The organism is Brevibacterium zhoupengii, assembly GCF_021117425.1.
Lineage (GTDB): Bacteria > Actinomycetota > Actinomycetes > Actinomycetales > Brevibacteriaceae > Brevibacterium > Brevibacterium zhoupengii.
Map to the genome: position 1 here is coordinate 3885600 of NZ_CP088298.1, position 26277 is coordinate 3911876.

19 protein-coding genes are annotated in these 26277 nt (G+C 63.3%); 7 read left to right on the plus strand and 12 right to left on the minus strand.

Features of this window, described 5'->3' with window-relative positions:
- Positions 1-25 precede the first annotated feature (25 nt).
- The 4 genes from LQ788_RS17620 (at position 26) to LQ788_RS17635 (ending at position 4118) form a co-directional block, all read left to right on the plus strand.
- Positions 26-742, plus strand: coding sequence for a riboflavin synthase (locus tag LQ788_RS17620; protein WP_231443235.1), 717 nt, complete (start codon positions 26-28; stop codon positions 740-742).
- On the plus strand, positions 735-2129 hold the full coding sequence (ribB, locus tag LQ788_RS17625; RefSeq protein WP_231443237.1) for a 3,4-dihydroxy-2-butanone-4-phosphate synthase: 1395 nt from the start codon (positions 735-737) through the stop codon (positions 2127-2129). Before LQ788_RS17620 ends, ribB begins: the two co-directional genes overlap by 8 nt.
- A gap of 107 nt (positions 2130-2236) precedes the next feature.
- On the plus strand, positions 2237-2707 hold the full coding sequence (gene ribH, locus LQ788_RS17630; RefSeq protein WP_231443239.1) for a 6,7-dimethyl-8-ribityllumazine synthase: 471 nt from the start codon (positions 2237-2239) through the stop codon (positions 2705-2707).
- 952 nt (positions 2708-3659) lie between these two features.
- A complete protein-coding gene (locus LQ788_RS17635) occupies positions 3660-4118 on the plus strand; it encodes an endonuclease domain-containing protein (protein ID WP_231443241.1) in 459 nt (152 codons plus the stop codon).
- Positions 4119-4252: 134 nt separating this feature from the next.
- Here the strand turns inward: LQ788_RS17635 and poxB are convergent, their stop codons facing one another.
- The 4 genes from poxB to LQ788_RS17655 all read right to left on the minus strand — a co-directional run bounded on the left by poxB (position 4253) and on the right by LQ788_RS17655 (position 9858).
- Positions 4253-5968: a ubiquinone-dependent pyruvate dehydrogenase gene (gene poxB / locus LQ788_RS17640; RefSeq protein ID WP_231443248.1), complete on the minus strand. Its 1716-nt coding sequence runs from the start codon at positions 5966-5968 to the stop codon at positions 4253-4255.
- A 181-nt stretch (positions 5969-6149) separates the two neighbouring features.
- On the minus strand, positions 6150-7358 hold the full coding sequence (locus LQ788_RS17645) for an amidohydrolase (protein WP_231443250.1): 1209 nt from the start codon (positions 7356-7358) through the stop codon (positions 6150-6152).
- A complete protein-coding gene (locus LQ788_RS17650; protein ID WP_231443252.1) occupies positions 7355-8509 on the minus strand; it encodes a diaminopropionate ammonia-lyase in 1155 nt (384 codons plus the stop codon). The genes LQ788_RS17645 and LQ788_RS17650 overlap by 4 nt, the downstream gene beginning before the upstream one ends.
- Complete coding sequence (locus LQ788_RS17655; protein ID WP_231443255.1) at positions 8506-9858, minus strand: M20 family metallo-hydrolase; 1353 nt, start codon at positions 9856-9858, stop codon at positions 8506-8508. Before LQ788_RS17655 ends, LQ788_RS17650 begins: the two co-directional genes overlap by 4 nt.
- Before the next feature lie 155 nt (positions 9859-10013).
- Between LQ788_RS17655 and LQ788_RS17660 the strand changes: the two genes are divergently transcribed.
- Positions 10014-10892: a LysR family transcriptional regulator gene (locus tag LQ788_RS17660; protein ID WP_231443257.1), complete on the plus strand. Its 879-nt coding sequence runs from the start codon at positions 10014-10016 to the stop codon at positions 10890-10892.
- 28 nt (positions 10893-10920) lie between these two features.
- On the opposite strand, the gene LQ788_RS17665 is transcribed toward LQ788_RS17660, so the two are convergent.
- The 6 genes from LQ788_RS17665 to LQ788_RS17690 are packed head-to-tail and all read right to left on the minus strand — an operon-like array spanning position 10921 to position 21967.
- A complete protein-coding gene (locus LQ788_RS17665) occupies positions 10921-13827 on the minus strand; it encodes a DEAD/DEAH box helicase family protein (RefSeq protein WP_231443259.1) in 2907 nt (968 codons plus the stop codon).
- Positions 13828-13879: 52 nt separating this feature from the next.
- A complete protein-coding gene (locus tag LQ788_RS17670) occupies positions 13880-15043 on the minus strand; it encodes an MFS transporter (RefSeq protein ID WP_231443261.1) in 1164 nt (387 codons plus the stop codon).
- Complete coding sequence (locus tag LQ788_RS17675; RefSeq protein ID WP_231443263.1) at positions 15040-16311, minus strand: Wadjet anti-phage system protein JetD domain-containing protein; 1272 nt, start codon at positions 16309-16311, stop codon at positions 15040-15042. The genes LQ788_RS17670 and LQ788_RS17675 overlap by 4 nt, the downstream gene beginning before the upstream one ends.
- A gap of 15 nt (positions 16312-16326) precedes the next feature.
- Positions 16327-19800: an ATP-binding protein gene (locus tag LQ788_RS17680; protein WP_231443264.1), complete on the minus strand. Its 3474-nt coding sequence runs from the start codon at positions 19798-19800 to the stop codon at positions 16327-16329.
- Complete coding sequence (locus tag LQ788_RS17685; protein ID WP_231443266.1) at positions 19797-20507, minus strand: DUF4194 domain-containing protein; 711 nt, start codon at positions 20505-20507, stop codon at positions 19797-19799. The genes LQ788_RS17680 and LQ788_RS17685 overlap by 4 nt, the downstream gene beginning before the upstream one ends.
- A complete protein-coding gene (locus LQ788_RS17690) occupies positions 20504-21967 on the minus strand; it encodes a DUF3375 domain-containing protein (protein ID WP_231443268.1) in 1464 nt (487 codons plus the stop codon). Before LQ788_RS17690 ends, LQ788_RS17685 begins: the two co-directional genes overlap by 4 nt.
- A gap of 231 nt (positions 21968-22198) precedes the next feature.
- Here LQ788_RS17690 and LQ788_RS17695 point away from each other — a divergent pair, with 231 nt between their 5' ends.
- Complete coding sequence (locus LQ788_RS17695; RefSeq protein ID WP_231443271.1) at positions 22199-23266, plus strand: phosphatase PAP2 family protein; 1068 nt, start codon at positions 22199-22201, stop codon at positions 23264-23266.
- Between the two features lie 61 nt (positions 23267-23327).
- Here the strand turns inward: LQ788_RS17695 and LQ788_RS17700 are convergent, their stop codons facing one another.
- Positions 23328-23810 carry an MmcQ/YjbR family DNA-binding protein gene (locus LQ788_RS17700; RefSeq protein WP_231443273.1) on the minus strand — a complete coding sequence of 161 codons (483 nt, stop codon included), beginning with the start codon at positions 23808-23810 and terminating at the stop codon, positions 23328-23330.
- A gap of 82 nt (positions 23811-23892) precedes the next feature.
- On the opposite strand from LQ788_RS17700, the gene LQ788_RS17705 reads away from it, so the two are divergent.
- A complete protein-coding gene (locus LQ788_RS17705) occupies positions 23893-24885 on the plus strand; it encodes an asparaginase (protein WP_231443275.1) in 993 nt (330 codons plus the stop codon).
- Between the two features lie 134 nt (positions 24886-25019).
- On the opposite strand, the gene LQ788_RS17710 is transcribed toward LQ788_RS17705, so the two are convergent.
- Positions 25020-26030: a LacI family DNA-binding transcriptional regulator gene (locus LQ788_RS17710; RefSeq protein WP_317207072.1), complete on the minus strand. Its 1011-nt coding sequence runs from the start codon at positions 26028-26030 to the stop codon at positions 25020-25022.
- Positions 26031-26277: the final 247 nt, after the last annotated feature.

The window sequence follows — 26277 nt, forward strand, 5'->3', positions numbered from 1 at the left end:
TATCGACAATCCATTCGGAGGGCACATGTTCACCGGCATCATCGAGGAGCTCGGCACCGTCGCAGCCATCGACCACTTGGATGACTCTGCCGTCATCACCATCGACGCCAAGGGGCTCGTCGACGACCTCGGCCTCGGCGGCTCGCTGGCTGTCAACGGCGTGTGCCTGACCTCGGTCAGGGACGAATCATCCTCGCCGCAGGGCGCCTTCACCGCCGAGGTGCAAGGACCTTTCACCGCTGAGGTGATGGGCGAGACCCTGCGCCTGACCGGCCTCGGGGCTCTGCGCACCGGGGACCGGGTCAACCTGGAGCGTTGCACACCCGCCTCAGGGCGCTTCGATGGCCACGTGGTGCAGGGACATGTCGATGGGTGCGGTGAGCTGTTGAGCCGAGACGACTTCGCTGAGTGGTCGACCCTGCGCATCGGCATTCCGAACTCTCTGGCGCCCTACACCGCCGTCAAGGGTTCCATCGCCCTCAACGGCGTCTCCCTGACGCTGACCGCAGTCTCCGAACCTTCCGAGTCCAGCGCCTGGGTCGAGGTCGGGCTCATCCCGGCCACGCTGACCCACACCACGTTCGGCGACCTGTCGCCCGGCAATCCGGTCAACGTCGAGGTCGACGTGCTCGCGAAGTACACCGCCCGCCTGCTCTCGTTCCGCACAGAAACCGCCGCGGAAACGACCACAGTCTTCAACTCAACCGACAGCAGCACTCGACAAGGAGCCGACCATGACTGAGACCACCCCGAGCGCTGCTCGACTCGATCCGATCAGCGAGGCAATCGCCGCATTCGCCGCGGGCCAGCCCATCGTCGTCGTCGATGACGAGGACCGCGAGAACGAAGGCGACCTCATCATGGCCGCTGAGTTCGCCGAGGCTGCCACCATGGGATTCTTCGTTCGCTACACCTCGGGCGTCATCTGTGCTCCCATGGATGCTGAGCGTGCCGCCGCACTCGAACTGCCGCCCATGGTCTCTGCCAACGAAGACCCGAAGGGCACCGCCTACACGATCAGCTGCGACGCTGTCGGCGTGACCACCGGCATCAGCGCCGCCGAGCGTGCCCTGACCGGACGTCACCTTGCCGCAGCAGTCCCAGACCAGGCATCGATCACCCGCCCCGGGCACGTCTTCCCGCTCATCGCGAAGTCCGGTGGAGTCCGTGAACGCCCAGGACACACGGAAGCCGGAGTCGAATTCGCTCGGCTGGCCGGTGCCACTCCCGTGGCGATGATCGGCGAGGTAGTCCATGACGACGGTTCGATGATGCGCTTTGACTCCCTCCGCGAATTCGCCGATGCCCATCAGCTCGTCATGGTCTCGATCGAAGGACTCATCGACTACCTCAATGAGGCGGATCGCGAAGACTCTGTGAATGCCGAACGGCCGGATGCCGGATCAGCGGGTCTTAGCTCAACTCATGAGTCGGATACGAACCCGCGAGCGCTCGAAGCCTCGGCGGAGGTGCCGCTGCCGACCAAGCACGGGAGCTTCAGCGCCCGCGCATTCACGATCGACGGCCACGACCACCTCGGCGTGTTCTCCGGGATCGATTCTGCCGCCGTTGCCCATGAACCGGCGGGTCAGGAGCCTTCACTGCGCGGGCCCGCTCCCCTGGTTCGGGTGCATTCGGAGTGCCTGACCGGGGACGTCTTCGGATCGCACCGATGTGACTGCGGTGAGCAGCTGGATCTGGCGCTGCAGCGGATCTCCGATGAGGGTGGCGCCGTGATCTACATGACCGGCCACGAAGGCCGCGGCATCGGGCTGAGCAACAAGCTCCGCGCCTACGCCCTGCAGGATCGGGGGCTGGACACCGTTGATGCGAACCGTGAACTCGGCTTCCACGATGATGACCGCGACTACCGTGCCGCCGCGGAGATCCTGCGCTCGATCGGCCTGACTCGCATCCGCCTGCTGACGAACAACCCGGATAAGACTCGGGCGCTCGAGTCGCTGGGGATCACGATCGAGGCAGTCGTTCCGCTTGAGATTCCTGCGCGGCCGGAGAACTCGAACTACCTCAACACCAAGCGTGAACGCATGCACCACACCCTGACTTTGCCTTCAGTCGTCGGCAGCGCCACCGCCTCGGCGACCATCGCCGAGAAGCACCACTGCTGAGCAGTTCTGCTGCTGACCGGCACCACCGCTGATCAGACACTTCACTTACAGGCACTCCTCAACACTGACTATTGCGGCTATCACGGCCGCGACGAAAGGATCCACCCATGGCACATTCCGGAGCACCCGAGCTCACCGTCTCTGCGGCCGATACTCGAGTCGCCATCATCGCAGCATCCTGGCACACACAGATCATGGACGGCCTGGTCGACGGTGCCCAGCGGGCAGCCGCCGAGGCCGGCGCCCAAGCTACCCTGGTGCGGGTCCCAGGAAGCTTCGAGCTGCCCATCGCCGCAGCCCGACTGGCACCGCACTTCGACGCGGTCGTCGCCCTCGGCGTCGTCATCCGCGGCGGCACCCCGCACTTCGACTATGTCTGCCAAGCCGCCACCGATGGACTCAACCGCGTTGCCATCGACTCCCGCAAACCAGTCGGCTTCGGGGTGCTGACCTGCGACACCGAGCAGCAGGGAATCGACCGCGCCGGGCTCGAGGGCTCGCAGGAAGACAAAGGCCACGAGGCAATGACCGCCGCTCTGGTCACCGCGCAGGCTCTGGCTGAGTATCCGATCGCGTGAACTGTGAAGCGGCCAGTCGCCGCTGCGAACGTGAGCGTGGCTAGTCAGACGGCAGTGGGCACAACCGTGGCTCCCTACGCCAACGGTTGGTAAGTTCTTTGCGATCCTGAGCTCGGGATCGCAAAGAACTTACCAACCGTTTCAGCAAGAGTCCGCAGATAGGTCGGGTTTCCGTTTCGCCGGACCTGCGAAAGTCGACTCATGCGCTCTGCATTGTGGACGACCCCGAGCGTTGGGACAATGTGAGACTGAGATTTACGTGCTGGGGCCGCGGGCAACCACTGCGATCACAACAACTGCGATAACGGGAACACCGCTCAGGGTCAGCGGAAATCGCTGCTTGAGCCGAGTATGAATCTGTCCACAGCTGAACCTGACTTCGACGTAGTTCCCCTGGGGATGCCGGGTCGTTATCCCCAATGCTCCCGAGCCATTTGGAAAGTGTGCCTCTGGCCGCCCGATACTGATCAGCATGTCGTATTGGCACTCGAAACCGATGACGTTCAGGCAGATGCCGACTCCATTCACCCGCGCCGATTTAGCCGCTCGGAAGATCACTTCGTATGCGCTGCAGCATGATCCTCGCTATATCCAGTTGGTCCACGGTGTTTGGATCGACAGAACCGATGACACCGTGACTCCCACACCGGTTTGGGCAGGACCCAATTGGCAGAGGGTTGCGACGCTGCTGCGAGGATTTCGTCTGCGACGCCCCGACGTGGCTGGCACATTCTGGACTGCGGCTCGTCTCTATGGCTTGCCGGTGCCGAGCCGAATCCGGGACCAGGATCTACACGTCGCTGGGGACACGGCCTGCACCCGAGTCAATATGCGACAAGTCATTCTTCATCGACATCGTCAGCTCAAGCAGATCGACTTCTTCGACCTGCAATTGGTCACGGTTCCGCACCTTCTCGTCGAACTCGGCTCTCACCTCAGTCTGCTCGAACTCGTGCAATTCGGCGATGCAGCGGTGTCGAAGCGATTCGGTGGGCCGAAGACCACTGTCGAATCGCTTCAAACCGAACTCGCCACTCGCCGCCAGGTCCGCAACCGCCGAAGGATAGAGAAGGCGTTTTCGCTCATCCGCCTGACCGTTGACTCTCCTCGTGAGACCTGGCTGCGGCTGTGGCTCATCGACAACGGCTTTCCCGAACCTGTAGTTCACCCGCAAGTTCTCTGCCGGATCAAGAATGCGATCCTGCAACCCGATTTGGGATATCCAGAGTTCAAGCTGGCAATCGAATATGAGGGAGACCATCATCGATCGTCAGCGGGGCAATTCAACACTGACATCGAACGGCAACAACTGTTGGAAGCCGAGGGATGGGCCGTCCTCCGAGTCACGAAGAAGACAGATATAGCGACCTTTGGGAAGCTCCTCAACACCCACCTGAACAATCCTGCCTGAACCTGCAACTGCCGACAGTTGAATAGGCAAACGGTTGGTAAGTTCTTCTCGATCCGGAGCTCCGGGTCGAGAAGAACTTACCAACCGTTGATTAGCACAGGATTGAGCGGCAGGCCTCCAGCGTCCAGCGAAGCTCAGAAGAGTTGGCGGATGTTCGTTCGTGCCAGGTCGATGAGTTCGTCGCCCTTGCCGGAGAGCACCGTGCGGACGGCGTAGAGCGCGAAGCCCTTGGCCTGTTCGGCGGTGATCGTCGGAGGCATGGACAGTTCCTGACGTTCGGTGACGACGTCGAGTACCGCGGCACCGTCGTAGGCGAGGAACTCCTTGACGACCTTCGGCAGATCCTTCGACTTCTCGACGCGGAAGCCCTTGATGCCGACCGCCTCGGCGATGGTGGCGAAGTCGGGGTTCGACAGCTCCGTTCCGAAGGTGACGAAGCCGGCGGCCTTCATCTCCAGCTCCACGAAGTTCAGCGAGGAGTTGTTGTAGACAACGGTCTTGACCGGCAGCTTGTTCTGCGTCAGGGTGATGAGCTCGCCCAACAGCATGGCAAGGCCACCGTCACCGGCGAGCGCGATCGTCTGCCGATCCGGATGGGAGGCCTGGACGCCGACGCTTTGGGACAGGGCGTTGGCCATGGAGCCGTGGCTGAAGGACCCGATCAGTCGGCGTTTGCCGTTCATGGTCAGATACCTGGCGGCCCACACCACAGGTGATCCGACGTCGGGGACGAACACGGCATCGTCATCGGCCATCTCGTCGATGAGGCGAGTCAGGTACTGCGGGTGGATGGTCCGCTTCGACGGGGTTGCGAGTTCGTCGAGATCCTTGCGGGTCTTACCGTAATGCTTCGTCATCGACTTCAGGTGAGCGCTGCTGCGACTCGGTTTGATCAGCGGCAGGAGCTCGCCGACGGTGTCAGCCACGGTGCCCACCAGACCGATGTCGACACGGGTACGCCGGCCGATCTGGGACCCTCGGACGTCGGCCTGGATGACTGTCGCGTCATCGGGATAGAACTGCTGATAAGGCAGGTCGGTGCCCAACATGAGCAGAGTGTCGCAGTCCTTGAGCGCATGGTAGCCCGAGGAGAAGCCGAGCAGACCGGTCATCCCCACGTCATAGGGGTTGTCGTATTCGATGAACTCCTTGCCGCGCAGCGAGTGCACGATCGGTGCCTGCAGCTTGGCGGCGATGGCGATGAGTTCGTCATGGGCCCCCTCGGTGCCGGCACCGGCGAGGATCGTGACCTTCTTGCTCTTGTTCAGCGCCTTCGCGGCCGCTTCGAGCTGGGATTCGGCAGGGATCACACGGGGCGCATAGGACCGCACCACCTCGGCGGCGGCAGAGATATCGGTGAGTCCGACGTCACCGGGGATGACGAGGACCGCGACCCCGCGCTTCTCGATGGCCTCGCGCATGGCTATGCGCAGCAGGCGCGGCATCTGCTCCGCGGACGCCACGTGTTCGACGTAGACGCTGCATTCGCGGAACAGCTCGGTCGGGTGGGTCTCCTGGAAGTAGTTTGAGCCGATCTCATCGCTGGGGATGTGAGCGGCGATTGCGAGCACCGGCACGCGGGAGCGTTGGGCGTCGTAGAGTCCGTTGATGAGGTGGAGGTTTCCCGGTCCGCAGCTGCCTGCACAGACGGCGAGTTCCCCGGTCAGTGCGGCCTCACCGCTGGCGGCGAAGGATGCTGCCTCTTCGTGGCGGACGTGGACCCATTCGAGTTGCGGGTTGACGCGCAGCGCATCGGTGAAGCCGTTGAGCGAATCTCCGGGGATCCCGTAGACCCTCTTGACTCCGCTGGCCACGAGCGTATCGACAATGTTTCCGGCGACGGTGGGCATAGGATTCCTTCCGTTGGAACACGTGGAGCTCTCACAGCTCCTGGGTGGACCTCCGTCAGCATCCCAGTCAGAGTGCCGACACAGGCTGGTACCGCGGTTTCAGTCTATCCCCGAGGTCAGCGGTCTGTGGGTGTGAAGTCAGAGACAGCACCGACGGACCGGATCACACCTCAGACATCTCTTACGACAGAATCTCGCGAACCAGGCCACAGTAGTAGCGGACTCCGACAGGCAACACGGCATTGTTGAAGTCATAGTCGTGACTGTGCAGCGGCAACCCGCCCGTCGCCCCGTCGACACCGTTGCCGATCAAAGTGAAGTTCGCCGGAACGTGGCCTGCGTAGACACCGAAGTCCTCACTGGCCATGATCGGTGGAGTATTCGCGTCACAGAATTCAGCATCGACGACGCTGGCGGCTACTCGAATGGCCATGGCCGTCGCATCAGGATGGTTGACGGTCGTCGCAAACTCACGTGTGTAGACCACCTCGGCGTTCGCGCCGTGTGCACGCGCAGTGTGCTCGGCGATCTCCCGGATACGACGTTCAAGAAAGCTGCTGATTTCAGGTTCGAAGTTGCGTGTATCCCCGGTGATGCGAACGACAGTCGGGATCGCGTTGCGAGCGCCGTCGGTCGTGACATCCGTGCAGGAGACGACCGCGGAGGACACCGGGTCGATACTCCGAGCCACAATCGTCTGCAGGGCGATGACGATGTGAGCAGACACGACGAGCGGATCGATCACGCGCTGCGGGGCCGATGCGTGCCCGCCTCTGCCGGTGATGGTGATGACGAAGTTGTCCTCCCCCGCCATAATCGCTCCCGCACGCGTAGCCAGTTGGCCTGCCTGCAGACCTGGAATATTGTGCAGACCGAAGATTGCGTCCATCGGAAACCGGTCGAACAGACCATCGGCAATCATGGCCGCAGCACCTTCTCCCGGCTCCTCGGCAGGCTGGAATACGAAGTGGACGGTGCCGTCGAGATTTTCATCTTCTGCCAGTGCCGCCGCCGCTCCGAGCACCATCGTCATATGCCCATCGTGTCCGCATGCGTGCATGCTTCCTTCCTGACGGGATGCATACTCCAGCCCCGTTCGCTCTTGAATCGGCAGACCGTCCATATCGGATCTCAATCCGATCGAGCGTCGGGAGGTACCACGCGTCAAGGTGCCCACTACTCCGGTTCCGCCGATCCCGGTCGTGACATCGATGTTCAACGACCGCATTATGTCAGCGACGAATGACGCCGTGCGGTACTCGCCGAAGGCGGTCTCGGCCAGCTGATGCAAATGGTGACGCCAACGGATCAGGTCGGGGCCCTTCGGAGACAGTGCGTCGCCGATCACTGCTGTTTCTGCGGGCCGCTCGTCCGGGTTCGGTGCAGTCATCGCTGTATTCCCTCGCGGTTCGCGGTGCCTTCGGTGTTCCCATTTCCCTGGGGATTCGCAGCCTTACCCTCAGTGCTCAGCAGTACGACGACGGAGCCGGGGCCAAGACCTGAGAACGTGAACAATTCGTCATCGGCTATCAGCACACGCAGTGCAGCGAGATTGGCGGCGCCGCACGGACCCGAATCCACGCCTAAGTCGGTCAGATCGGCAACGGCGGCGAGCGCCTGACTGTCGGTGACGGTGATGGGTGCATCGATTCCGTCGCGCAGTGTGGGCCACGCGATTTCGGAGACTGTGCCGCAGTTCAGTCCGGTCATGATCGTATCGCCGGTGTCGACCGGCACCACCCGCCCTGCGCACAGGGCTGCCGTCACTGACATCGCCGTATCCGGCTCGACTGCGAACAGCGCGGGCGTGTGTTTGGAGGAACGATAGTGGTGGACGACCGCTTGAGCGAGCGATCCGACGCCTGCAGGCACGAAGACCGCGTCAAGGCGATCGACGCCGATATCGGCCAACTGTTCGTCGACTTCTTCGACCAAGGTGGTGTATCCGTCGACGATCCACTGCGGAATATCCTCGTACCCTTTCCACGAGGTGTCCTGAATGAGCAGACGACCCGGCCCGGATTGTTTGGCAGCCTCGGCGACGACCTGGTCATATGTCAGATTCAACTCGACCAATTCCGCGCCTTCAGCGACGATCGCGTCCTTCGCCGCCTCGGAGACACCCGGTGGGACATAGATCGTTGAGGTCAGCCCCAACAGATTGGCGACATGAGCGACAGCCCGACCGTGATTGCCGTCCGTCGCGGCGACCAGCGAAAGCCCTGCCTCCGCATCGAGCCGTTTCGCGAGTGCTTCAAGTCGAAGCACTTCGCCGGCTCCGAACCGCTCCGAGAGCGCGCACGCGATCGCGTACGAGGCTCCGAGGATCTTGAACGCTGGCAGGCCCAGTCGCTGAGATTCGTCCTTGACCAGCACCGACTTCACTCCGAGACGCGCCGCTTCCTCGGGCAGACTGATCAGCGGGGTCGGTGCGTATCCGGGCAGCGACCGGTGGAAATCTACCGGCGAGTTCGCCAATGGTTCGGCACGCCAAGCGCGAGCAGTCCTGTTGAGTGGGACTGGAGTCTTCGAGGTGGTCATACATCATCCGTTTCGTCGGTGAGTGGTTCGGTCAGTTCATCATGTGATTCGTCGGCCGATTCGTCTGACAGTCTCAGCAGCGTGTTGGCGAGGACGGTGATGCCGGCTGCACAGTCGTCGGGAGTTGAATACTCGCGCGGGTTGTGGCTGATCCCGTCGTGCTGTCCCCGCACGAAGACCATCGCTGTCGGAGCTATTGCCGCCATCTCCTGTGCATCATGGCCTGCGCCCGACATCAATGTCACGGGCTGATGCCCCAGATCAGCTGCGGCTTTGGCAATGACGTCTTGCACGCGGTGGTCAAAAGGAACGTGGCTCGTCTTGGCCATTCTCTTCGTCGCTACTTTCAGCCCCGAGCACGGCTGCAGTTCGGGAAGCGTGTCCAGAAATGCGGCGAAGTCCCTCTCTGCCGCGGCCATCTGTTCGTCGTCGGGATTGCGCAGGTCGACGGTCAGCTCCGCTCGGTCTGGAACCACACTGGGCAGGCCCGGAGAAGTCGCGATGTGACCGACGGTGGCCCGCAGTCGCCCGTAACTGCCCGAGTCGACCATCTCGCGAACCTTCACGACGATCTGTGCAGCCGCCAATCCTGCGTCGACCCTCAGCTCAGTCGGTGTTGTGCCTGCGTGTGCAGCGCGACCGTGGAGTATGACCTTCTGCCAAGAGATCGACTGCACCCCGGTCACAATGCCGATGGCAACGTCATCACGCAACAGCACTGGACCTTGCTCGATGTGGCACTCCACATAGGCGTGAGGTGGCTCCAACACGACCGGCTGTGTTCCCTTGAATCCGATGCGGTCGAGCTCGTCGCCGAATCGCAGCCCCTCGGCATCGACGAGGTCATATGCATAGTCGAGGGTGAGCCTGCCCGCTGCTACAGCGGAGCCGAGCATGTCGGTGCCGAAGCGCACCCCTTCTTCCTCAGTCCACGCAGCGATCACCAGCGGCCGTCGCGTCCTCATGCCCTGGTCATTGAGAGAACGCACGATTTCCAGCGCCCCCAACACACCAAGGCATCCGTCGAAGGCTCCAGCGGTGCCGACCGAGTCGATATGCGAGCCGGCCACCACCGGACGCAATGTCGGGTCAAGGCCTTCCCTGCGACCGAAGATCGTCCCCATCTCATCGATGCATACGTCGAGGCCGGCCGATTCCATCCACCCCACCAGCAGATTCCTGCCCTCGGCATCCGCATCGGTCAGGGATTGTCGATTCACGCCCACCAAACCGGTCTCTGAATCCTCATAGGAACCGACCTGCGCCAGCTCCATTAATGAGGACCACAGCCGGTCGCCGTTGATGTCGAGTAGATCCGGGACAGTTCTGTTCGGTGACACTGCGGTCATCGCCTCCTCCATAGATTGAGTGGTTCGTCGTCGCGACAACCCAATGGTCTGTTCTATGACAACAGTACGAACATGTGACTGACGAAGCGATAGCATGGGTTCGACTGATACCAGTGAAAAATATTGATGATTCGAAGAGATGAGTGAGAGCGGCAATGTATGACCTGCATCGGCTGCGACTGCTGCGTGAACTCTCACACCGCGGAACCCTTGCAGCAGTCGCTGATGCCCTCGGCTACAGCCCCTCTGCCATTTCGCACCAGCTCGGCATTCTCGAACGCGAAACCGGCACACGGCTGTTGGAACCCGCCGGTCGCCGCGTCCGCCTCTCCGCAGCAGCCAGACAACTGGTTGCCCACACCGAAACGATCTTGCGCGAGCTCGAACGTGCGGAGGCCGACATTGCCGCCAGCCGGACCTCGATCACCGGCACCGTCCACATCGCCACCTTCCAAACCGCTGCCCAGACCCTCGTCCTCGACGTCATACAGCAGCTTGCGCACGACCACCCCCGTCTGTCCGTGACCTTCGCTCATGTCGACGCGGAGGCGGCAATCCCGGCACTCATCGCACGCGACTACGACTTGGTCTTGTCTGAGCAGTATCCCGGCAGTCCTCCGCCACCGCACCCCGGCGTCAGCTCAGAGCCCCTTCTGACCGATCCGCTGCTCCTCGCTTTCCCGATCGACTGGTCGGCGCGCAGCCTTGCCGACTTAGCCGAGGCGGCGTGGGTCATGGAACATCCCGGCACCGCCGCTCGCGCATGGTCAATGGCCGCATGCCGTGCCGCCGGATACGAACCTCAGGTCCACTTCGAGACATCCGACCTCAACCTTCACTCAGAGATCGTTGAGCGTGGTCTCGCTGCTGCTTTTCTCCCTCAACTTACCTTTGACCCGTTACGCTCATTCCAGACAGTCTCAATCGATCAATCGCGAATCATCACCGCATCCACGCGGGCGGGCAGCGACAGGAACCCCGCGGTCAATGCGATTCGCAGCACCCTGAAGCAGGTTGCATCAGCAACACACTGATTTCCGTTGCGGTGCCCCGCACACCACCTCAGTGCCAGGAAGTGCGCAGCACCGATGACATGCGCATCGGGTTCGTTCCGCGATAGGCGGTGAGGATCCCGGCCCCTTCCGGGTTCCGTGTGTAGACTGTCTCGCCTCCGCCGACCCACCGGTCCCACGCTTGTGCATATGCCAGTGCCGATTCTCGTCGTGTGCCCAGAGTTGACGGCACCGCGTGCCAGACAGGATCGCTCTGCTGCATTGACGACCATCCACACCTCAGCCGCTCCGCCAGTACCCGGATTCCCTCCTGCGGGTGCGGCAATGCCCACCGGGGAACGAGATACCGCGGATCCGCGATCGGTGACACCGCCTCGTCGAGGGCGAGAGCAAAAGCCTCCGCGGACCGCGCATCCGCATCAAGGTGACAGCGCAGATCCCCGCGCGCGTCCACCCGGATACGCACCGCCTCGGACCCGACACTGCTGTGGCCCGTCTGCTGCAGTGCCTCAACAATGGCGCCAGCCAGTTGGCCAACTGTCGGCGGCTTCGCATAGAGACGAGTGCGTCGAGACCCGGCCACGGACAGAACAGCAGGCAGACTCAGCCAGACGACAAGACTGAGCACCGTGAGAACCGCCCCACCGGCACCTCCAAGCCCTACGCCCAGAAGAAGGAGAATCAGTCCTACCCCCAGCCAGGGGACGATGGTCGCAGTTCTGATCCCGAAGGGCAGGATGCGTCCCGGATCCCCGCCGAGGTGGCGCGGCATCGCTCCGATCTCGTCGTTGTCAGCGGTGTCAGTTTCGAACCGCGCCAACGCATCCGCACCACGCGGACCGGTGTCGGCAAGGATCCGCACCGAACGCAGTTCTTCATCCCTATAGTCACTGCCGACACTCCACCGTCGCGCGATCTCTGCACGGTCCTGCGACTGAGTGATCATCCGCGCATTGATCTCCTCTGTCAGGTCCACCGCTGGTGGCTCGTAGGGAGAGAAAGCGGAATCGATATGAGCCACTCCATCAACGATCTCGCCCTCGGAGTCGGTGCCGAAGAATCCGTCGTGTTTGCGCACCAAACGTCCCCAGTCCTGGTCACCGCGCGGATGATCGGGGCTGACGCAGACGACAGTCCAGTTGAGCGCCACCTTGCCCGGCTGCTTCGGATCTCGCCGCAGGGCTCGGCCACGCGTCTGCGTCACCGCTGTCGGTGTGGTTGCGGTACTCAGGTCGATGAGACCGGTGATGGCCGGCGCGTCCCATCCCTCGCCGAGGAGGGCACGAGTGCCTATGAGGACCTGCGATCTTCCCGTGGTGAAGAATTCAGTCACGTACGGGACCCAGGCCCGACTGCTCCACGGTCCTTCCATGCGGCTGACTCCTGCAACCGGTTCGCCGATTCGCAGGCGGGCGGCCAGAGACTCATCGGATTCTGCGATCCGGGCACACAGATCGCTGAGCACCTCAGGTGCCCCGGCCACAGTCTTGCCCGAAACCAGAAGTGGTCGAAGATCTGTGGTGCGGGCGTCGGAGACGAGTGTTTCGAGGACCAGCTGGGCCGAACCGGAATCCTCGTCAACCACTTCACGGACATCGGCGGAAAGGGTGGCTGTCACTGATTCGAAGTCGCAGAGCACCAACGTTCGCAGCTGCTGGCCGAGGGTGGCCGCCTCGGCACAGATGATCTCGCTCGCTGCCTGCGGCTTCGACGCCGAATAGGCGATGACACGGTCAACAGGTGACCGTCCTGCCCGAATGCCGGACCGAGTCCAGCGGTACCCGATGGCGGGCAGGGCACGACGGATCGCCTCGGCGAGTTCCATGTCTTCTGCAGCTTCGGAGGCGACCAGGTGGTGGCGCATCCAATCATCGATGAGCAGCGCCCAGTCGTGGGCATCGGGGTCACGACGATGCTGCTCAGCGACGCTGGCACCCGGAGGCAGTCTGAGCAGATCCGCGTGGTGGAGTCGCAGTGCAGCTGTGCACAGTTCCGGGTTCGAGCGGCTCATGGCCGCCCAGCTGACAACCGTGTCTCGGGTGCCCAAGAAGCGTTTGTCGACCCATTCGAGGAACGGCACAGTGCCCTGCGCAGGGTCGAGGATTCCGGTGATGAGTTCGGTGAAGCGGGTGGCCTGCGCGGACAGCCAGCTGTTCTCCTCGTTCGTCGGGGTCGTCACCCAGACGAGGTCTGCAAATGGGGCCAGGTCGCCTTCTCTGACGACTGCGGGGATCGAAGCGGAGTAGCGGATGTCGGAGAACATGCCGGTCACCAGCTCTGACTGTGCTGTCGTCATCGTTCCGGGAGGAGTAGCCGTGAGTCCAAGCACCCAGACCTCCGGAAGCAGGTCGAGGAGTTCGGTCAGCAGGCTGCCCCATACGTCGAGCAGGTGGTGGCATTCGTCGAGGATGAGCAGCAGAGGACCGACATCGCCGAGGCGGTCGACCAGTGCCCGTCCTCCCGGGGCGAGTTCGTCGAGGAGGTTCTTCGTGTTGCTGCGGTCATCGTCGAAGACGGCCAGTGACTGGTAGGTCAGTGCGGTGAAATGGGTTGGAAGTGCACGGTCAATTCCGGCGTGGTCGGAGTGGTCGACTCGGTCGAAGTGCTCGGCGTGGTCGGAGTGCTCGACTCGGTCGAAGTGCTCGGCGTGGTCGGAGTGGTCGACTCGGTCGGTCCGATCGGCGTAGGTGCGGAGCTCGTCCCAGGCGTTCGCCCACTGTGTCTGGATAGCAGTGTTGGGGCCGAAGACCACGACCTTCGAGACATGTCCGCCGTCGAGCAGGTTCTGCGCATGCTCGATGCCGACTCGGGTCTTCCCCGCACCCGGCGGCAGGACGACCCACGATCGGCGAGAGTCGGCGCCTGCGGATTCAAGGAGCGCTTCGAGTGCTTCGCGTTGGTGCCGACGCAACGGTGGTCGGTGGTCTTGCACTGGCTCTACCTCGCGCATCGACATGGCAACCAGTCTAAAACAGGCCCATAATCGACGACGTCGAGCACCGCCCAGCTCACGTCCGCGCAGACAGCACGGTCGCCCCGGTCAGCAGTGCGGCCATCACGATCGCCATCATCGGAAAGCCTCCGACGAAACCTGCCAGTGCGGGACCGGCAACGGGAGCCAGCGCCGTGCCGACGGTGATGGGTGCGACGAAGACTCCGTTGATCGCTCCGAAGTTGGCGGTCCCCCACCGGTCGGCGACTGCCGTGGCCTGCAGCAGCGTGATGCATCCGCGCACTCCGCCGGTGATCATGCCGATGCCGATGAGCAGCCAGATTGGGCCCGGGACGAAGGCCAGGAGCCATAGGCCGATCGCCCCGCACGCGAACAGCAATATGGTTCTGGCCCTTGAAGTGGTGTGGCGTTCGAGTGCGGGGTAGAGGAATCGACCGGCGACCTGACCGAAGCCGACGATCCCGAGTGCGATGGCTGCGAGCCCGTATGCGGCGCCGCGTTCGATGAGGAGCGGGATGATGTTGATCGTCACGGCGAAGAGGGTGAAGGTCGACAGTGCCACTGCGATCTGCAGGATGATGAAGCGACTGGATCGTGTGACCGTGCGGATCTCTGTCCGTGATGGTGTCCGCGACTCCTGCGCCGCCTCGTCGGTCCATTTCCGGTTGAGGAAGAACAGGTGCATCGGCAGTGCGGTAAGCGCCAAGATACCGGCGAGGATGACGTAGGTGGTGCGCCATCCGCAGGCGTCGATGAGCCAGGCGATGATCGGGGCGAACACGGTTGAGGCGAGCCCGCCGACGAGAGTGATCGTCGTCAGCGGCTTGACCCGGTCCGCTCCGTACCAGCGGGTCACGACGGCGAAGGCCGGCGGATAGAGCGTTGCCGCCTGCGCGAATCCCGCAAGCACCCAGGCTGCGAAGAAGACGATGAGGTTGGGCGCCGCCGCCACGAGCAGCAGTGCGACGATGCCGATGACCGTGCCGAGGCTCATAAGTGTGCGTGGCCCGCGGGAATCCAGCATTCTGCCGACGCGGACACCGGCGAGCGCGGAGACGATGAGCCCCACGGTCAGTGCGGCGGTCACGGTCGTCTGACTCCATCCCGTGTCCGCAGAGATGCGCGTCACCGCCACCGGCAGCGAGTAGTAGAGCAGACCCCAGCTGCACAGCTCGGCGATGCACAGCGCTGCCAGTCCCCCGCGAGGCCGGTCGGTCACTCAGGCTCCCCCGGATTCGGTGCAGACTCCGCCGCCGAGGTGGTCAACCGTTCCAGCGCTGCCCTCCAGGGGATCCGCTCCTGTTCGAGGCGCACATCGCCCTCGGCACGCAGACGAGTCAGCGCCCGTGTCTCGGTCCCAGTCAGTTCCGGAAAAGCTCCGGTGTGTGGTTTCGGTTCCTGCACCCACAGGTCCTTGTGATCGGTGAGTGTGGCCTCGTCCATGAGCGTCGATTCCACGTGCGGCAAGTGTTTGCGCAGCCGAGAGAGGATCGCGAATCCGTGCGAGTCGAGGTCACCCCAGTAGATGACACACGTCCCGTGCACCCAGGACAGGCGGGCGACGTTGTCCACGGCATATCCCGAGCCGTGCACAGCCACCGCGCTGGTCCAGGTCGGCATGGCGAGCACGGATTCGAGGTTCTCGAACACGAAGACGAGCCGCGGCGAAATTGCCAGATCGCTGATCTGAGTCACCGGCGCAGCGATGTCGCTCAGTCCTGAGGGTGCGAGTTTCGGGTCGAGGATGCGCATTCGAATTCTCGGTTCTGCGTCGAGGACGTCGACCGCCTCGGGATGGCCTATTGCCTCCAGCAGGCTTGTGACCAGGGCGCGGTGTGTTTCAAACCATTTCGAGTCGACACCGCGGATCGGCAGTTGCCTGGGCCGCAGGGTACCCACCGGGTGATCGCGCAACCATGCGACGACATCGAGAAGCGTGTCGAATTCTGCCTGTCCGAGCCCGAGGATCCGTTTCGCATGAGCTTTGATCGCCGAGGCCAGCTGGTCGATGCGCGCCGAAGTGGCCGGGTGCTGATTATCGAACAGTGACCGGATCGTCGCGGCCCGGTCCCGCAGCCGACGCCACTGCTCGGCTTCGTCTCCACCGACGAAGTTCGCCACAGTCTCTGGAGCACCAAGTCGCAGGCGCAGTGGGATCTGTTGGCGCCCGACTCGCGCCCAAGAACGTTCGGCCCAGTCGATGACCGGACTGCTCGAGTTGTCCAGTTTTTCGCCACTGCCATCGGGCGCGGCAACCTTTCGCCAGCTCGCTGCCCATTCCATTGCGGCCTGCTGATCGTCGAGCACCTGCTTCTCTGTGGGCGGGTGCAGCGCGATCTCGACGACCGCTGAGGTGGGGGTGCTGGTATCAGAGCCGTCGTCTGAACTCACGCTGATCGAGTCGGACTGGGTGGCCCAGGTCGACATCGATGAGCGCAGGCGGATACGCGACTTCGCCCGCGCCTCGGCGACGGAGAGCATCGTCATCGACGCCTCACCCGATCAGCTCTCATGGTCGGTCTCAACTGTGCCTGCGGTTTCGCCGGCGGCCACTTCGTCAGCACCGACAGGTCCCTCGTCCGCAGCGGTATCACCGCTCTCCTCGCCGGCATCACCGCCCTGCTCAGCCCAGACCATGGTCGAAGCCAGGGTCTTCTGGCGGCTCGGGTTCTCGATCGAGGTCGCCGCGCCGACGTAGGGTTCGATGGTCTGCAGGAGTTTCTGCGGGGTGGCCAGGACCATGTGGAAACCGAACTCGATGAAGATGTCGAGCGCCATGCGTGTGTATCTCGTGTCGGCCTTGTCGAAGGCCTCATCGAGGATGATCGTGCCGTACTTCGAGATCGCCTCGTCGGGATCGGCCAACTGGTAGCGCAGGGCCGCTGCGAGGCAGAAGATCACGAGCTTCTGCTGCTGACCGCCGGACATCGCCGCACCGGAATCGTAGGTGGCGTGAGCACGACCGTGGTCGTCGATCTCCTCGGCCAGGAAGGACACGTGCAGTCGAGTGTCGAGGCATTGGTTCTTCCACATCTTGTCCACGTGCTCGCTTGAGGAGAACCGGCGCATCACCTCGGCGAGGGTGTCGTACTTATCCTCCGCGGTCTCCATATCTTCTTCGCCCCAGGTGCCGCCGGCGACCTTGCGGAGGTCGGAGATGAAGGCGTTGACGGTCTCACTGCGACGGGTCTTGACCTTCAGCCGCAGATAGCGGCCCTCGTCGAACTGGGAGCGCAGCAGGGAGGAGTTGATCGGTGCGACCCGGTCCTCGATCTCACGTGGGGCGGCATGGATCTCGTTGAGGAGTTCGCCGATGAGATCGCGGGAGCGCTGCCGCAGCAGATCTCGGAATCTGTTCTCATGGTCGGGCAGACCGTGGGCCAGGATTTCATCGAGCATCGCCAAGTAGTCGTGCCGATCGGCGATATCGGCGGTGAGGTCGGAGGCGACGGAGGACCACGCGGCCTTGAACTCGGCGGCCAGCCGGGTCACTGCCTGGCCTGCCTCGCTCGCCACGGCCTGTGCCTTGTCCTTCTCCGACTGCAGAGCTTGGGAGACCTGCTGGCCGATCTCGGGCAGAGATTCGCGTTTGATGCTGCGCTGGATACGCGTGAACCGGGCCTCGAGCTGTTCGGCGATCGTCGGATCCACCTCGGGGATGCGTCCGGCGTTGACGTCGTCCTCGAGTCGGCTGAGGCCAGCCCGCAGACCGGTGATCTCTTCATTCGCCCGACGCAGCGCGTAGTCGCAGTCTCGGGTCGCGGTCTCGGCCGTCTCCTTCGCCGCACGGGCTTCGCGTTCGGCGCCGATCGCCTGCTGCAGGTCGCCGTCTGCGTCCTCGAGTTCGCGCAGTGCCTTCTCCAGGGCCGCGATCGCCTCCTTGGCTCCGGCCAAATCCACATCGCGCCAGGACTGTTCACGGATTCCTGCGAGGATGCCCTTCCGGCGGTGTGCCTGCGCGGTCTCTGCGTTTGCCGCGTCGACGATGGCTTGGGCCTCAGACAGTTCCGCCTGGGCTTCCTTCAGCGCGGCGACGAGGGCTTCGAGTTTGCTCTCCCGGTCACCGAGCACCCACTGGCTGCGATCGTCGATGCGACGCCGATCATCTTTCTCATACCTTGTTCGGGAGGTCTTGACCTGTCCCTTGAGGGTCACGGCCCGGGGGTGGTCGTCGAGTTCGTCCGGACTGTCGACGCAGGCGAAGTCGAAGCGTTCGGACAGGGTGGAATGCACCCACTCTCCGAACCCGGTTTCGGCGACAGTGACCTTGTTGACCAGGGACTTCACACTGTTGACGGGTCTGGGCTTCGGAGCTTGGGCGGGGATCTCTTCGAAGACGAGTCGTCCCTTGATCCGGTGGGAGTCGACCCAGGAGCGAACAGCGCCGAGGTTCTCGCTGCGCACGAGGACCGTGAGAGCCAGCGGACGCAGCACGCGTTCGATCGCCCCGGTCCAGGCTGCGTGGTCGGGGTCGACTTCGATGAGTTCGGCGGCGAAGGGCAGCGCCTTCTCACTCAGTCCAGTGCCTTCGGCCAGTTCCTGTCGGATCTGGAGCAGGTTACCCGGCACGGTCGAGCCGGACCGACGCAGTGAGTCGATCTCGGCTTCGAGGTCCCTGACTCGTGCTCGGGCCTTCGAGAAGCGGTCATGGTCGGCATGGCTGGGGCCCGCGGCTTGAGTCTCGTCATCGAGGGTGGTGGCGATCTGGGCCTGGAGTTCGGCGAATTCCGCCGCCGAGGTGGGCACCTGATCGATGTCTGCCTGCTTCAGCTGTCGCTCCAGACTGGCCCACCTATCGGCGATTGCCCTGCGTTCGGTCTCGGCCGTGTCGATGCGCTGCTGCAGGTGCTCGGCCTCCGAACCGCCGAGGTCGAGGGTGGCTCGACGGGCGAGGTCGTATTCGTCGACGGCAGCGTCGTAGTCCTTCTTGGCCCGGTCGGCGGCGACTTCGATTTCGACGAGTTCCCGGCGCTGGGCTGAGAGGTCGGAGCGCATGAGGTCGAGTTCGCGTCGTTTCTGGAACGGCAGCAGGGCGTCGTTGAGGGCGATCGACTTCGCCGCGGTCTCGTGGGCGGTGTCGTAACGGTTCGAGGCCTCGCGCAGCTGCAGGAGGTGGTCGCGTTGGCGGCGGAGTTCGACGACGTGGTCGTGGGCGTCCTTGAGGTCGCCGAACTGGTTGACCGCGGTCTCTGCCAGGTCGAAGGTGACCGGGGGTTCGAGCATGTGGTCGCGAAAGAGGCGGTCGAGGCTGTCGAGGCTCTTGGCCGACTGGGTTTTGTGCAGCAGCTGCAGCGCCGCTTCACTGGCCATGCCGAAGACCTTGCGCATCCGGGCGTAGAACCTGGCATGGGACCCGTTCGAGGTGATGAGTGCTTCGGGATGCTCGGTCTTGAGCTTCCTCGTCTCGAGACCGGTGCGGGCGTACTGCTGAAGATCGGCGAGGTCGAGGCCGGCCCGTTCGAGGATGCAGACGTCGGACAGGTCGGTCATCTTCGTGCCCGAGCCCTTGATGAAGAAGAGCCTGGCCAACGAGAGGGGGCGGTCGGTGCCGTTGTCGTAGCGGAGGATGATGCCGCTCCACGTGGCCCGCGGACGCAGGTATTTGCTGACGACACGGTCCTCATCGGAATCCGCTGTGCGAGTCCACGCGCCGCGGACATAGCTGACGAGGCTGCGCTGATCGACCCGGCTGCCGGCAGTCTGGGCGGCGACGTTGAAGCGCAGCCACTTGTCTGGAGTGAGCACGGCGGCGATGCCGTCGAGCAGCGAGGACTTGCCCGAGCCTGAGGGCCCGGTGATGAGGTGGCCCTTGTGGGAGACCGGAATGCGGTGGATGTCGGCGTCGAAGGTGCCCCAGTTCGCGATCTGGATCTCCGACAGCCGCCACTGACTGCCGACATCGGGACGGTCTGCCCCACGAGCACGGGCCTGGTCCGCGATGAGTGCGGCATCAAGCGGGAAGAGGGCCTCGGTCATGCTTCGTCCCCCTCGGTGTCGTCGTCGCGATCTTCTGGATCGGTGTCATCGGAACTGAGCCCCGCCTCGGCGATGGAGCCCTTGGCCTCGCCCGAGGCGATGCGTTCGTAGACGTCGATGAGCTCACGCACTTGGTCCTCGTCGATGAGGAACTTCACCATCGGTGAGATTTCGAAGCGCTCTTCACCTGCCTTGTGGAGGACACGCAGACGGTTGCTCATCCGACTCCATGCACCGTTGAGATTGCGCTGGAATGTCGATTCGTCGCCTGTGCGGTAGATCGCGAGGCGTTCGTAGACCTCCTCGCGATCTACGATCACACGCTGCTCGCCGGGGGCAGCCAGCAGCAGCTGCCGTAGGACGAGAAGCATGGCGGTATCGAGGAAGGTCAGCCGTTCGCTGCGGACAGCCGCGGGTACGTCGATCTCCTCGGTGACGACCTTGCGGGTGAACGCGAATTCGTCGATCTTGTCGATGACGAGGTCTAAGAACAGGTCGTGTAGCCGTGAACGCACAATGGATTCGTCGGCGACCAGCGCCGACCACAGCTGCGGGCTCTGTGCACCGGAGACATAGGGACCCTTGAGCAGTTCGAGCAGAACCCGGCGAGTGCGCTCGCCCAAGGTCCCGGTGTCTTGGAACCACAGCCCACTCGGATTGTGCGCGGACTCGTCAGCCTCGGTAGGTGTAACTGCGGAATCGTTCATAGTGAGATGCCTTCGGTGAAGTAATGGCGGCGGATCGTGGCGCTGCGCACAATTCCGTCGACCCCGGCCCATTCGAGTCGATCCCGGGCCTCGGAATCGACATGTCCGTAGGTGCTGGCCAGGGACAGGAGACCGACGACGCTCGCCAGGCCCTGTGAGGCTGGGAACTGGTCGAGCACCTCGGCGACGGAGATCTGCTGGGTACCGTGAATGGCCTGATTGACGTTGTCGGAGAGTTCGGAGAAGTCGATCTCCGATTCCCGGGCGACGGCGATGAGCTCGGCGAAGTCGACCTCAGTCTCGGTCGCCTCGCCCAGTTCGGCACCGGCATCGAACTCGGTGGGATCGTGGAGGACGACCTCCCCGACGCTGCCCAATGCAACGCTCGAGAGCTCGAGATCCACGCCGATGTTGTCGTAGGGTCTGCGGACTTGAGAGACCGGGGCCGCCGCGGCCAGGGCATCCTGGATCAGGGTGCGCATGACGCGGTCGCGTTGGAATTCGTGGGAGTGGACGTAACGGCGCAGACCGCGGGCGAATTCGGACAGGATGTCGGAGACTTCGCGCGAGCCGTCCTTCATCTGCCGCATCAGGGTGCGAAGTGAGCGGCGAGTCTCGGCCGTCAGCGTGGCAGAGAAGTCACGGTCGAGGATCGCTGCGATGTCCTCGTCGAAGGCCGAGGCCTGCTCGGGGTCGCGGACGAGTTGGGAGAAGGCGGAGAACGTTCTGCCTTCGTCGGAGGATTCGATGAGGTCGACTCCGCGGAAGACTTCGTTCAGTACCTGGGACTGGGAGTCCTCGGCGGCGAGGATCGAGATCCGCAGTTCCTGGTTGAGTTCTTCGAAGCGGGCGCGAACGCGAGCGAAATCGGCGGGCAGGCCCTGCGCCTGTTGGAGGATGTCGCTGACTCGTTCATTCGCCCGGCGCCGGTCGAGGACGATCGAACGGGGGTCACCGCGGCGGACGCGGGCGATCTCAGCATCGATACGGTCGCGTTCTGCTCGCAGGGATTCCAGTCGGCGGGAGCTGTCCGGGTCGGTGTCGATGGCCAGCTGCCGCACCGATTGGGCGAGACTGACCAGTCGTGATTCGGTCGCGGTCTGCGGCGGGGTGCGCAGCTGTTCGAGCATGCGGATGGCATCGAATCCCGCCGCGGAGAGTTCGTAGGTCTCGCCCCTCGCCGAGGTGGCCGGACGGCGGACAAGAATCTCCGCCCGACGCCAGTCGTCACAGTAGGCCTTCGCTGTCCGCGTGGACAGGTCGAAGTGGTCGCGCAGCTCCTCGAGATCCGAGTCGATGGACTCGTGCAGGTCTTCGGTGGAGATTCGGGTGCCCGGCTTGCCCAGGTGAGTGCCCAGTGTCGCTGCCATGACCGGGAGATGGTCAGCCCGCAGCATGCGCAGAGTGGCATTCGTATCAAGCAGTCGCCGGTAGGCGAGTGCGGAGCTGAGGGCGGACATGTCCCCTATTGTCTGCGCCGGTGGGGCCTGTTGCCAATTTCGGGTGCGCGGGCCATCTCGCATGTCTCTCGCACGGCGCACGGCGCACGGCTCATCTTCGGGCGGCACACAGGTCGCTTTCGGGCGGCTTGCAGACAGCCGATCATTGGTCCAATATTCATGCTTTGTTCAGCTCGTGACACTCGCCACTGGATTCGCCATTCCGATATCGAATCGTTATATCGTGTGCCGATGACTCGGATACGACGATGGCCCTACACCTTTGCCACGATGCTCTCCATAGCTGTCGCATTGGTCGCCCTTGCTTCTTCGATCTACCTCGGGCGGCCACTCAGGGACCCGGACGGCTTCCTCGGACCCGCCTATATCCGGATGCCGTTGCTGGCTCTGCTGTTCTTCGGCGTGGGCATCGTCGTGGACGCCGTGCGAATGAGCGGCTGGAAGCATCTGTCCAACGGAATGCGCGAAGTCGTGAGAAACGAATGGAGCCTCCGTCGGGTCCTGTGCATCACCGCGGGCATGATGAGTTTCTACATCTGCTACCTCAGCTACCGAAACCTCAAGAGTGACCTTCCTACCTATCGCGAAGGAGTCCTCTACGATCACGAGCTTTCGCATACCGACCTGTGGTTCAGCGGCGGAATCAACCCCGCTGTGTTCCTGCACGATCTGTTCGGTACCGGGTTCATGGCAGAAGTGCTCTCCGTCGTCTATCTCGCCTATCTTCCGCTCATCCCCATCAGCCTCGGCGCTGTGCTCATCCTCAGTCGCAACCTCGCCATCGGTGCCTGGTATGCCACGACGCTGTGTCTCAACTGGGTGCTGGGCACAGTCAGCTACTACATCCTGCCCGCTCTTGGGCCTGCATTTGCCCGACCCGAGCTCTACCGCGGCCTGGCCGACACCGGAGTCACCGAGCTGCAGCAGTCACTCATCGAAACTCGGCTTGACGTCCTTGTCGACCCCGTGGGCAGTGGGCAGATCCAGGGTGTGGCCGCTTTCGCCTCCCTGCACGTCTCTGTGACATTCGCCGCGGCCCTGTTCATGATGCGAACTAACCAGAAGCCGCTGTGGCAGACAGTGACGTGGATATTCTTCGGGGCCACCGTGATCGCCACGCTCTATTTCGGTTGGCACTACATCCTCGATGACATCGCCGGCATGGTGATCGGCTGGGCTTCCGTGACTCTGGGTGCCTGGGTCACCGGGAACCGACGAAAGCGAGCTCAGCAGAGCAAAGAAGCCGATGCGATTGCCGCCGAGCAGCGTGAGGAAACAGCACTCGTCGAGGCCTCCTGACGGGTGGAGCGTGTCCTCCTGACGGGTGGAGCGTGTCCTGAGGGGTAGAGCGTCTACCGACTCATTCTTCATCCCTCCCGCCGAAGGTCTTCGGGTCGACGGGTCGGTCCTTCTTCGGCAGCTTCGCGACGACGAGGCAGTAGGACTCGAGCACGAGATCATGCAGAAGCTCGGCATCAAGGACGTTCCCTGATCCGTCACGACTGCCTTCGGCGCCTTCGTCTTCGTTCTCAGCACCTTCGCCTTCGGTCCCGCCTTCGATCCCGTCTTCGGCCGTGCCGGCTCCCGCCACGGTGATCCAGTGCTTCTTGCTCATGTGATATCCGGGAGTGATCTCCTCATAGGCATCACAGAGCACCTCCCCGTCCAGCGGATCGATCTTGAGGTTGAGGCTGGGCACACCGCGCAGATCGAAGGCCATCAGGAACATCTTCCCGCGCACCTTGTACACGTTGTACTCGGGCCCGAAGGGATGCTCGATCTCCACAGACGGGTACTGGATAGCCTGGTCATGAGCGAAGGTGAGCACGGAGTCAGGATCCATGTTCGGAGACTAGCAAAGGGCCATGACACAGAACGTCGGCATCAGGGCCTGGGCACCGAAACACCCCGATAGACTCGTGCCCATGTCAGAGAACGCGCCTCATCTCCTCGTCGCCGCCCTCGGCGGCACTATCGCCTCGACCTCGAACCAGTCCGGGGGTGTCGCCCCGGCCCTGAGCGGAGCCGAGATCGCTGCGGCCGCCGGCCTCGACCAGGTCTGGCCGGATCTGCAGGCCGACTTCACCCAGGTATCGCAGGTCTCGAGCGCCAACGTCACCCTCGACATGCTCTTCGACGTCCGCGAGCTCGCGCGCACCACCGAGGCCGACGGCATCGTCCTCACACAGGGAACCGACACTCTCGAAGAGAGCGCCTTTGTCCTCTGGCTGCTCAACGACTCGGCCACTCACATCGCTGCCACCGGAGCCATGCGCAATCCGACGCTGCCCGGCGCCGACGGCCCCGCGAACGTACGCGCCGCCGCTCTGACCGCACTCTCTCCTCTGAGCAGTGGACTGCCCTCAAGCCTGGTCTTCAACGACGAGATCCATGATCCGCGTTTCGTCCGCAAGTCCCACGTGACCTCGACTGCGGCGTTTTCCTCCGGCCCGGTCCTCGGCGCGATCGGCTGGATCAGCGAAGACACTGTTCGTCTCCCCCACGCACCCGCGGCTGCGGATGCGTCCCCATTCGCGGGCCTGCCCCGCCCGGAGGCGCTGTCCAAAGTCGCCCTCGCCGAGGTGGGGATGGGCGAACCCGAGGAGACACTGACCCAGCTCATCGAGTCCGGTTTCGCCGGTGCCGTCATCTCCGGGGTCGGGGGCGGGCACGTCCCCGAGCATCTGCTGCCAGCGGTGGCCCGCCTCGGCGAGGCGATGCCCATCGTCCTAGCATCACGGCCAAGCTCGGGCGCGAGCCTGAGGAACACCTACGGCTATCCGGGCGGTGAGATCGGGCTGCTCGAGTCCGGGCTCATCCCCGCCGGAATCGTCGATGCCCGCAAGGCCCGCATCGTCCTGACCTTGGCCCTGAGCTTCGGCCTCGACCCCGCCGAGGTGTTCACGACGTTCGCATGAGCGTTGCCTTCATTGATCGGCGACAGCTTCAACGCTGATACACGAAACAGTCGGTAAGTTCTGGTTGAAAATCGCGCGATTTTCGACCAGAACTTACCGACTGTTGGAGCAACCTACAGCGCCGCTGGGTTGCCTCAGGTCTCGGCGCCGACAACCCTCGTCGACTGGCGGATGACGAGCTCGGGAGTGAACTTCTCATCCCGGTGAGTCTGCTCGCCCGAGGCGTTCTCCGCCAGCAGCGATTCAACAGCAGTACGCCCGAGCAGGTCCGCTGGCTGCCGAATCGAGGTCAACGGCACAATCGTCGAAAATGCGTAGTCGATGTCGTCATAGCCGATGAGCGCCAGGTCCTCAGGGATGCGCAATGCGGAGAACATGATGACTGCCTGCATGAAACCCACCGCCAGCAGGTCGTTGGCACAGAAGACAGCACCGGGGCGCTTGTCTTCGGGCAGCGAAACAATGCGCTCTCCGATCGAGCGACCTGCAAGGATCGTCAGCTCAGCGGTTTCGAACACCGCAAGGTCGAGACCGGACTCTGCGGCACGCTCTCGTGCTCCCGCGGCACGGTCGCTGACCTGCGGAAGTGAGAATGGCCCTCCGACAAAGGCCGGGTTCGTGCACCCGCCTGCGATGAGATGGTCGAGCGCCATTCGTCCACCTGCGACATTGTCGACGGTCACCGAGGATAGCGAGTAGTCACCGGCCTCGCGGTCGACGAGCATCACCGGGGTTCCCCGAGCTGCGATTCCCTCCAATTTGCTCAGGTCGGCGCCGGAAGGTGTCACGAGCAGACCGTTGACCCTCTGCTCGGCAAACAGGTCGAGGTACTTCGACTCTCTGGCCTCCTCCGTTCCCGAATCACCGATGAGGAGCGACAGTCCTGCTTCGTCGCAGGCCTCTCTGGCACCGTGGGCGACCGAAGCGAAGAACGGGTTCGAGGTGTCTAGGACGACAAGACCGAGGCTGCTGCTCCTGCCTGAACGCAGCTGTCTGGCGGCGGCGTTTCGGACGAAGCCGAGTGCTTCGATCGACCGGCTGACCTTGGCGATCGTGTCTTCGGAGACCTTCTGGGACCGATTGACGACATGTGAGACCGTGCCCACGGAGACACCCGCATGGGCGGCAACCTCTCGCATACTCACCTTGGCCAAGTGGCCCTCCCTTACATGTCATCTCACACCCGCTCTTGTCTGAGCGCTTCTGCGTGAGCGGGTCCGTCCTATTCTGCCCGACTTCCGAACACTATCTTGATGTGATCCAAGTGACATGATACTGTCACCAACAGCCTTATTGAAACGTTTCAATTCGTTTCAGATCCTCGGGCAGTCCCGGCGGATCGACATCCACATCACCACACATCGCCACTGACAATTCGGAGAGACACATGAG

Excerpts from the sequence above, each read along its gene's own strand:
- LQ788_RS17620 (WP_231443235.1), top strand. The coding sequence starts at position 26 with ATGTTCACCGGCATCATCGAGGAGCTCGGCACCGTCGCAGCCATCGAC.
- ribB (WP_231443237.1), top strand. The coding sequence starts at position 735 with ATGACTGAGACCACCCCGAGCGCTGCTCGACTCGATCCGATCAGCGAG.
- ribH (WP_231443239.1), top strand. The coding sequence starts at position 2,237 with ATGGCACATTCCGGAGCACCCGAGCTCACCGTCTCTGCGGCCGATACT.
- poxB (WP_231443248.1), bottom strand. The coding sequence starts at position 5,968 with ATGCCCACCGTCGCCGGAAACATTGTCGATACGCTCGTGGCCAGCGGA.
- LQ788_RS17645 (WP_231443250.1), bottom strand. The coding sequence starts at position 7,358 with ATGACTGCACCGAACCCGGACGAGCGGCCCGCAGAAACAGCAGTGATC.
- LQ788_RS17650 (WP_231443252.1), bottom strand. The coding sequence starts at position 8,509 with ATGACCACCTCGAAGACTCCAGTCCCACTCAACAGGACTGCTCGCGCT.
- LQ788_RS17655 (WP_231443255.1), bottom strand. The coding sequence starts at position 9,858 with ATGACCGCAGTGTCACCGAACAGAACTGTCCCGGATCTACTCGACATC.
- LQ788_RS17660 (WP_231443257.1), top strand. The coding sequence starts at position 10,014 with ATGTATGACCTGCATCGGCTGCGACTGCTGCGTGAACTCTCACACCGC.
- LQ788_RS17665 (WP_231443259.1), bottom strand. The coding sequence starts at position 13,827 with ATGTCGATGCGCGAGGTAGAGCCAGTGCAAGACCACCGACCACCGTTG.
- LQ788_RS17675 (WP_231443263.1), bottom strand. The coding sequence starts at position 16,311 with ATGACGATGCTCTCCGTCGCCGAGGCGCGGGCGAAGTCGCGTATCCGC.
- LQ788_RS17680 (WP_231443264.1), bottom strand. The coding sequence starts at position 19,800 with ATGACCGAGGCCCTCTTCCCGCTTGATGCCGCACTCATCGCGGACCAG.
- LQ788_RS17685 (WP_231443266.1), bottom strand. The coding sequence starts at position 20,507 with ATGAACGATTCCGCAGTTACACCTACCGAGGCTGACGAGTCCGCGCAC.
- LQ788_RS17690 (WP_231443268.1), bottom strand. The coding sequence starts at position 21,967 with ATGTCCGCCCTCAGCTCCGCACTCGCCTACCGGCGACTGCTTGATACG.
- LQ788_RS17695 (WP_231443271.1), top strand. The coding sequence starts at position 22,199 with ATGACTCGGATACGACGATGGCCCTACACCTTTGCCACGATGCTCTCC.
- LQ788_RS17700 (WP_231443273.1), bottom strand. The coding sequence starts at position 23,810 with ATGGATCCTGACTCCGTGCTCACCTTCGCTCATGACCAGGCTATCCAG.
- LQ788_RS17705 (WP_231443275.1), top strand. The coding sequence starts at position 23,893 with ATGTCAGAGAACGCGCCTCATCTCCTCGTCGCCGCCCTCGGCGGCACT.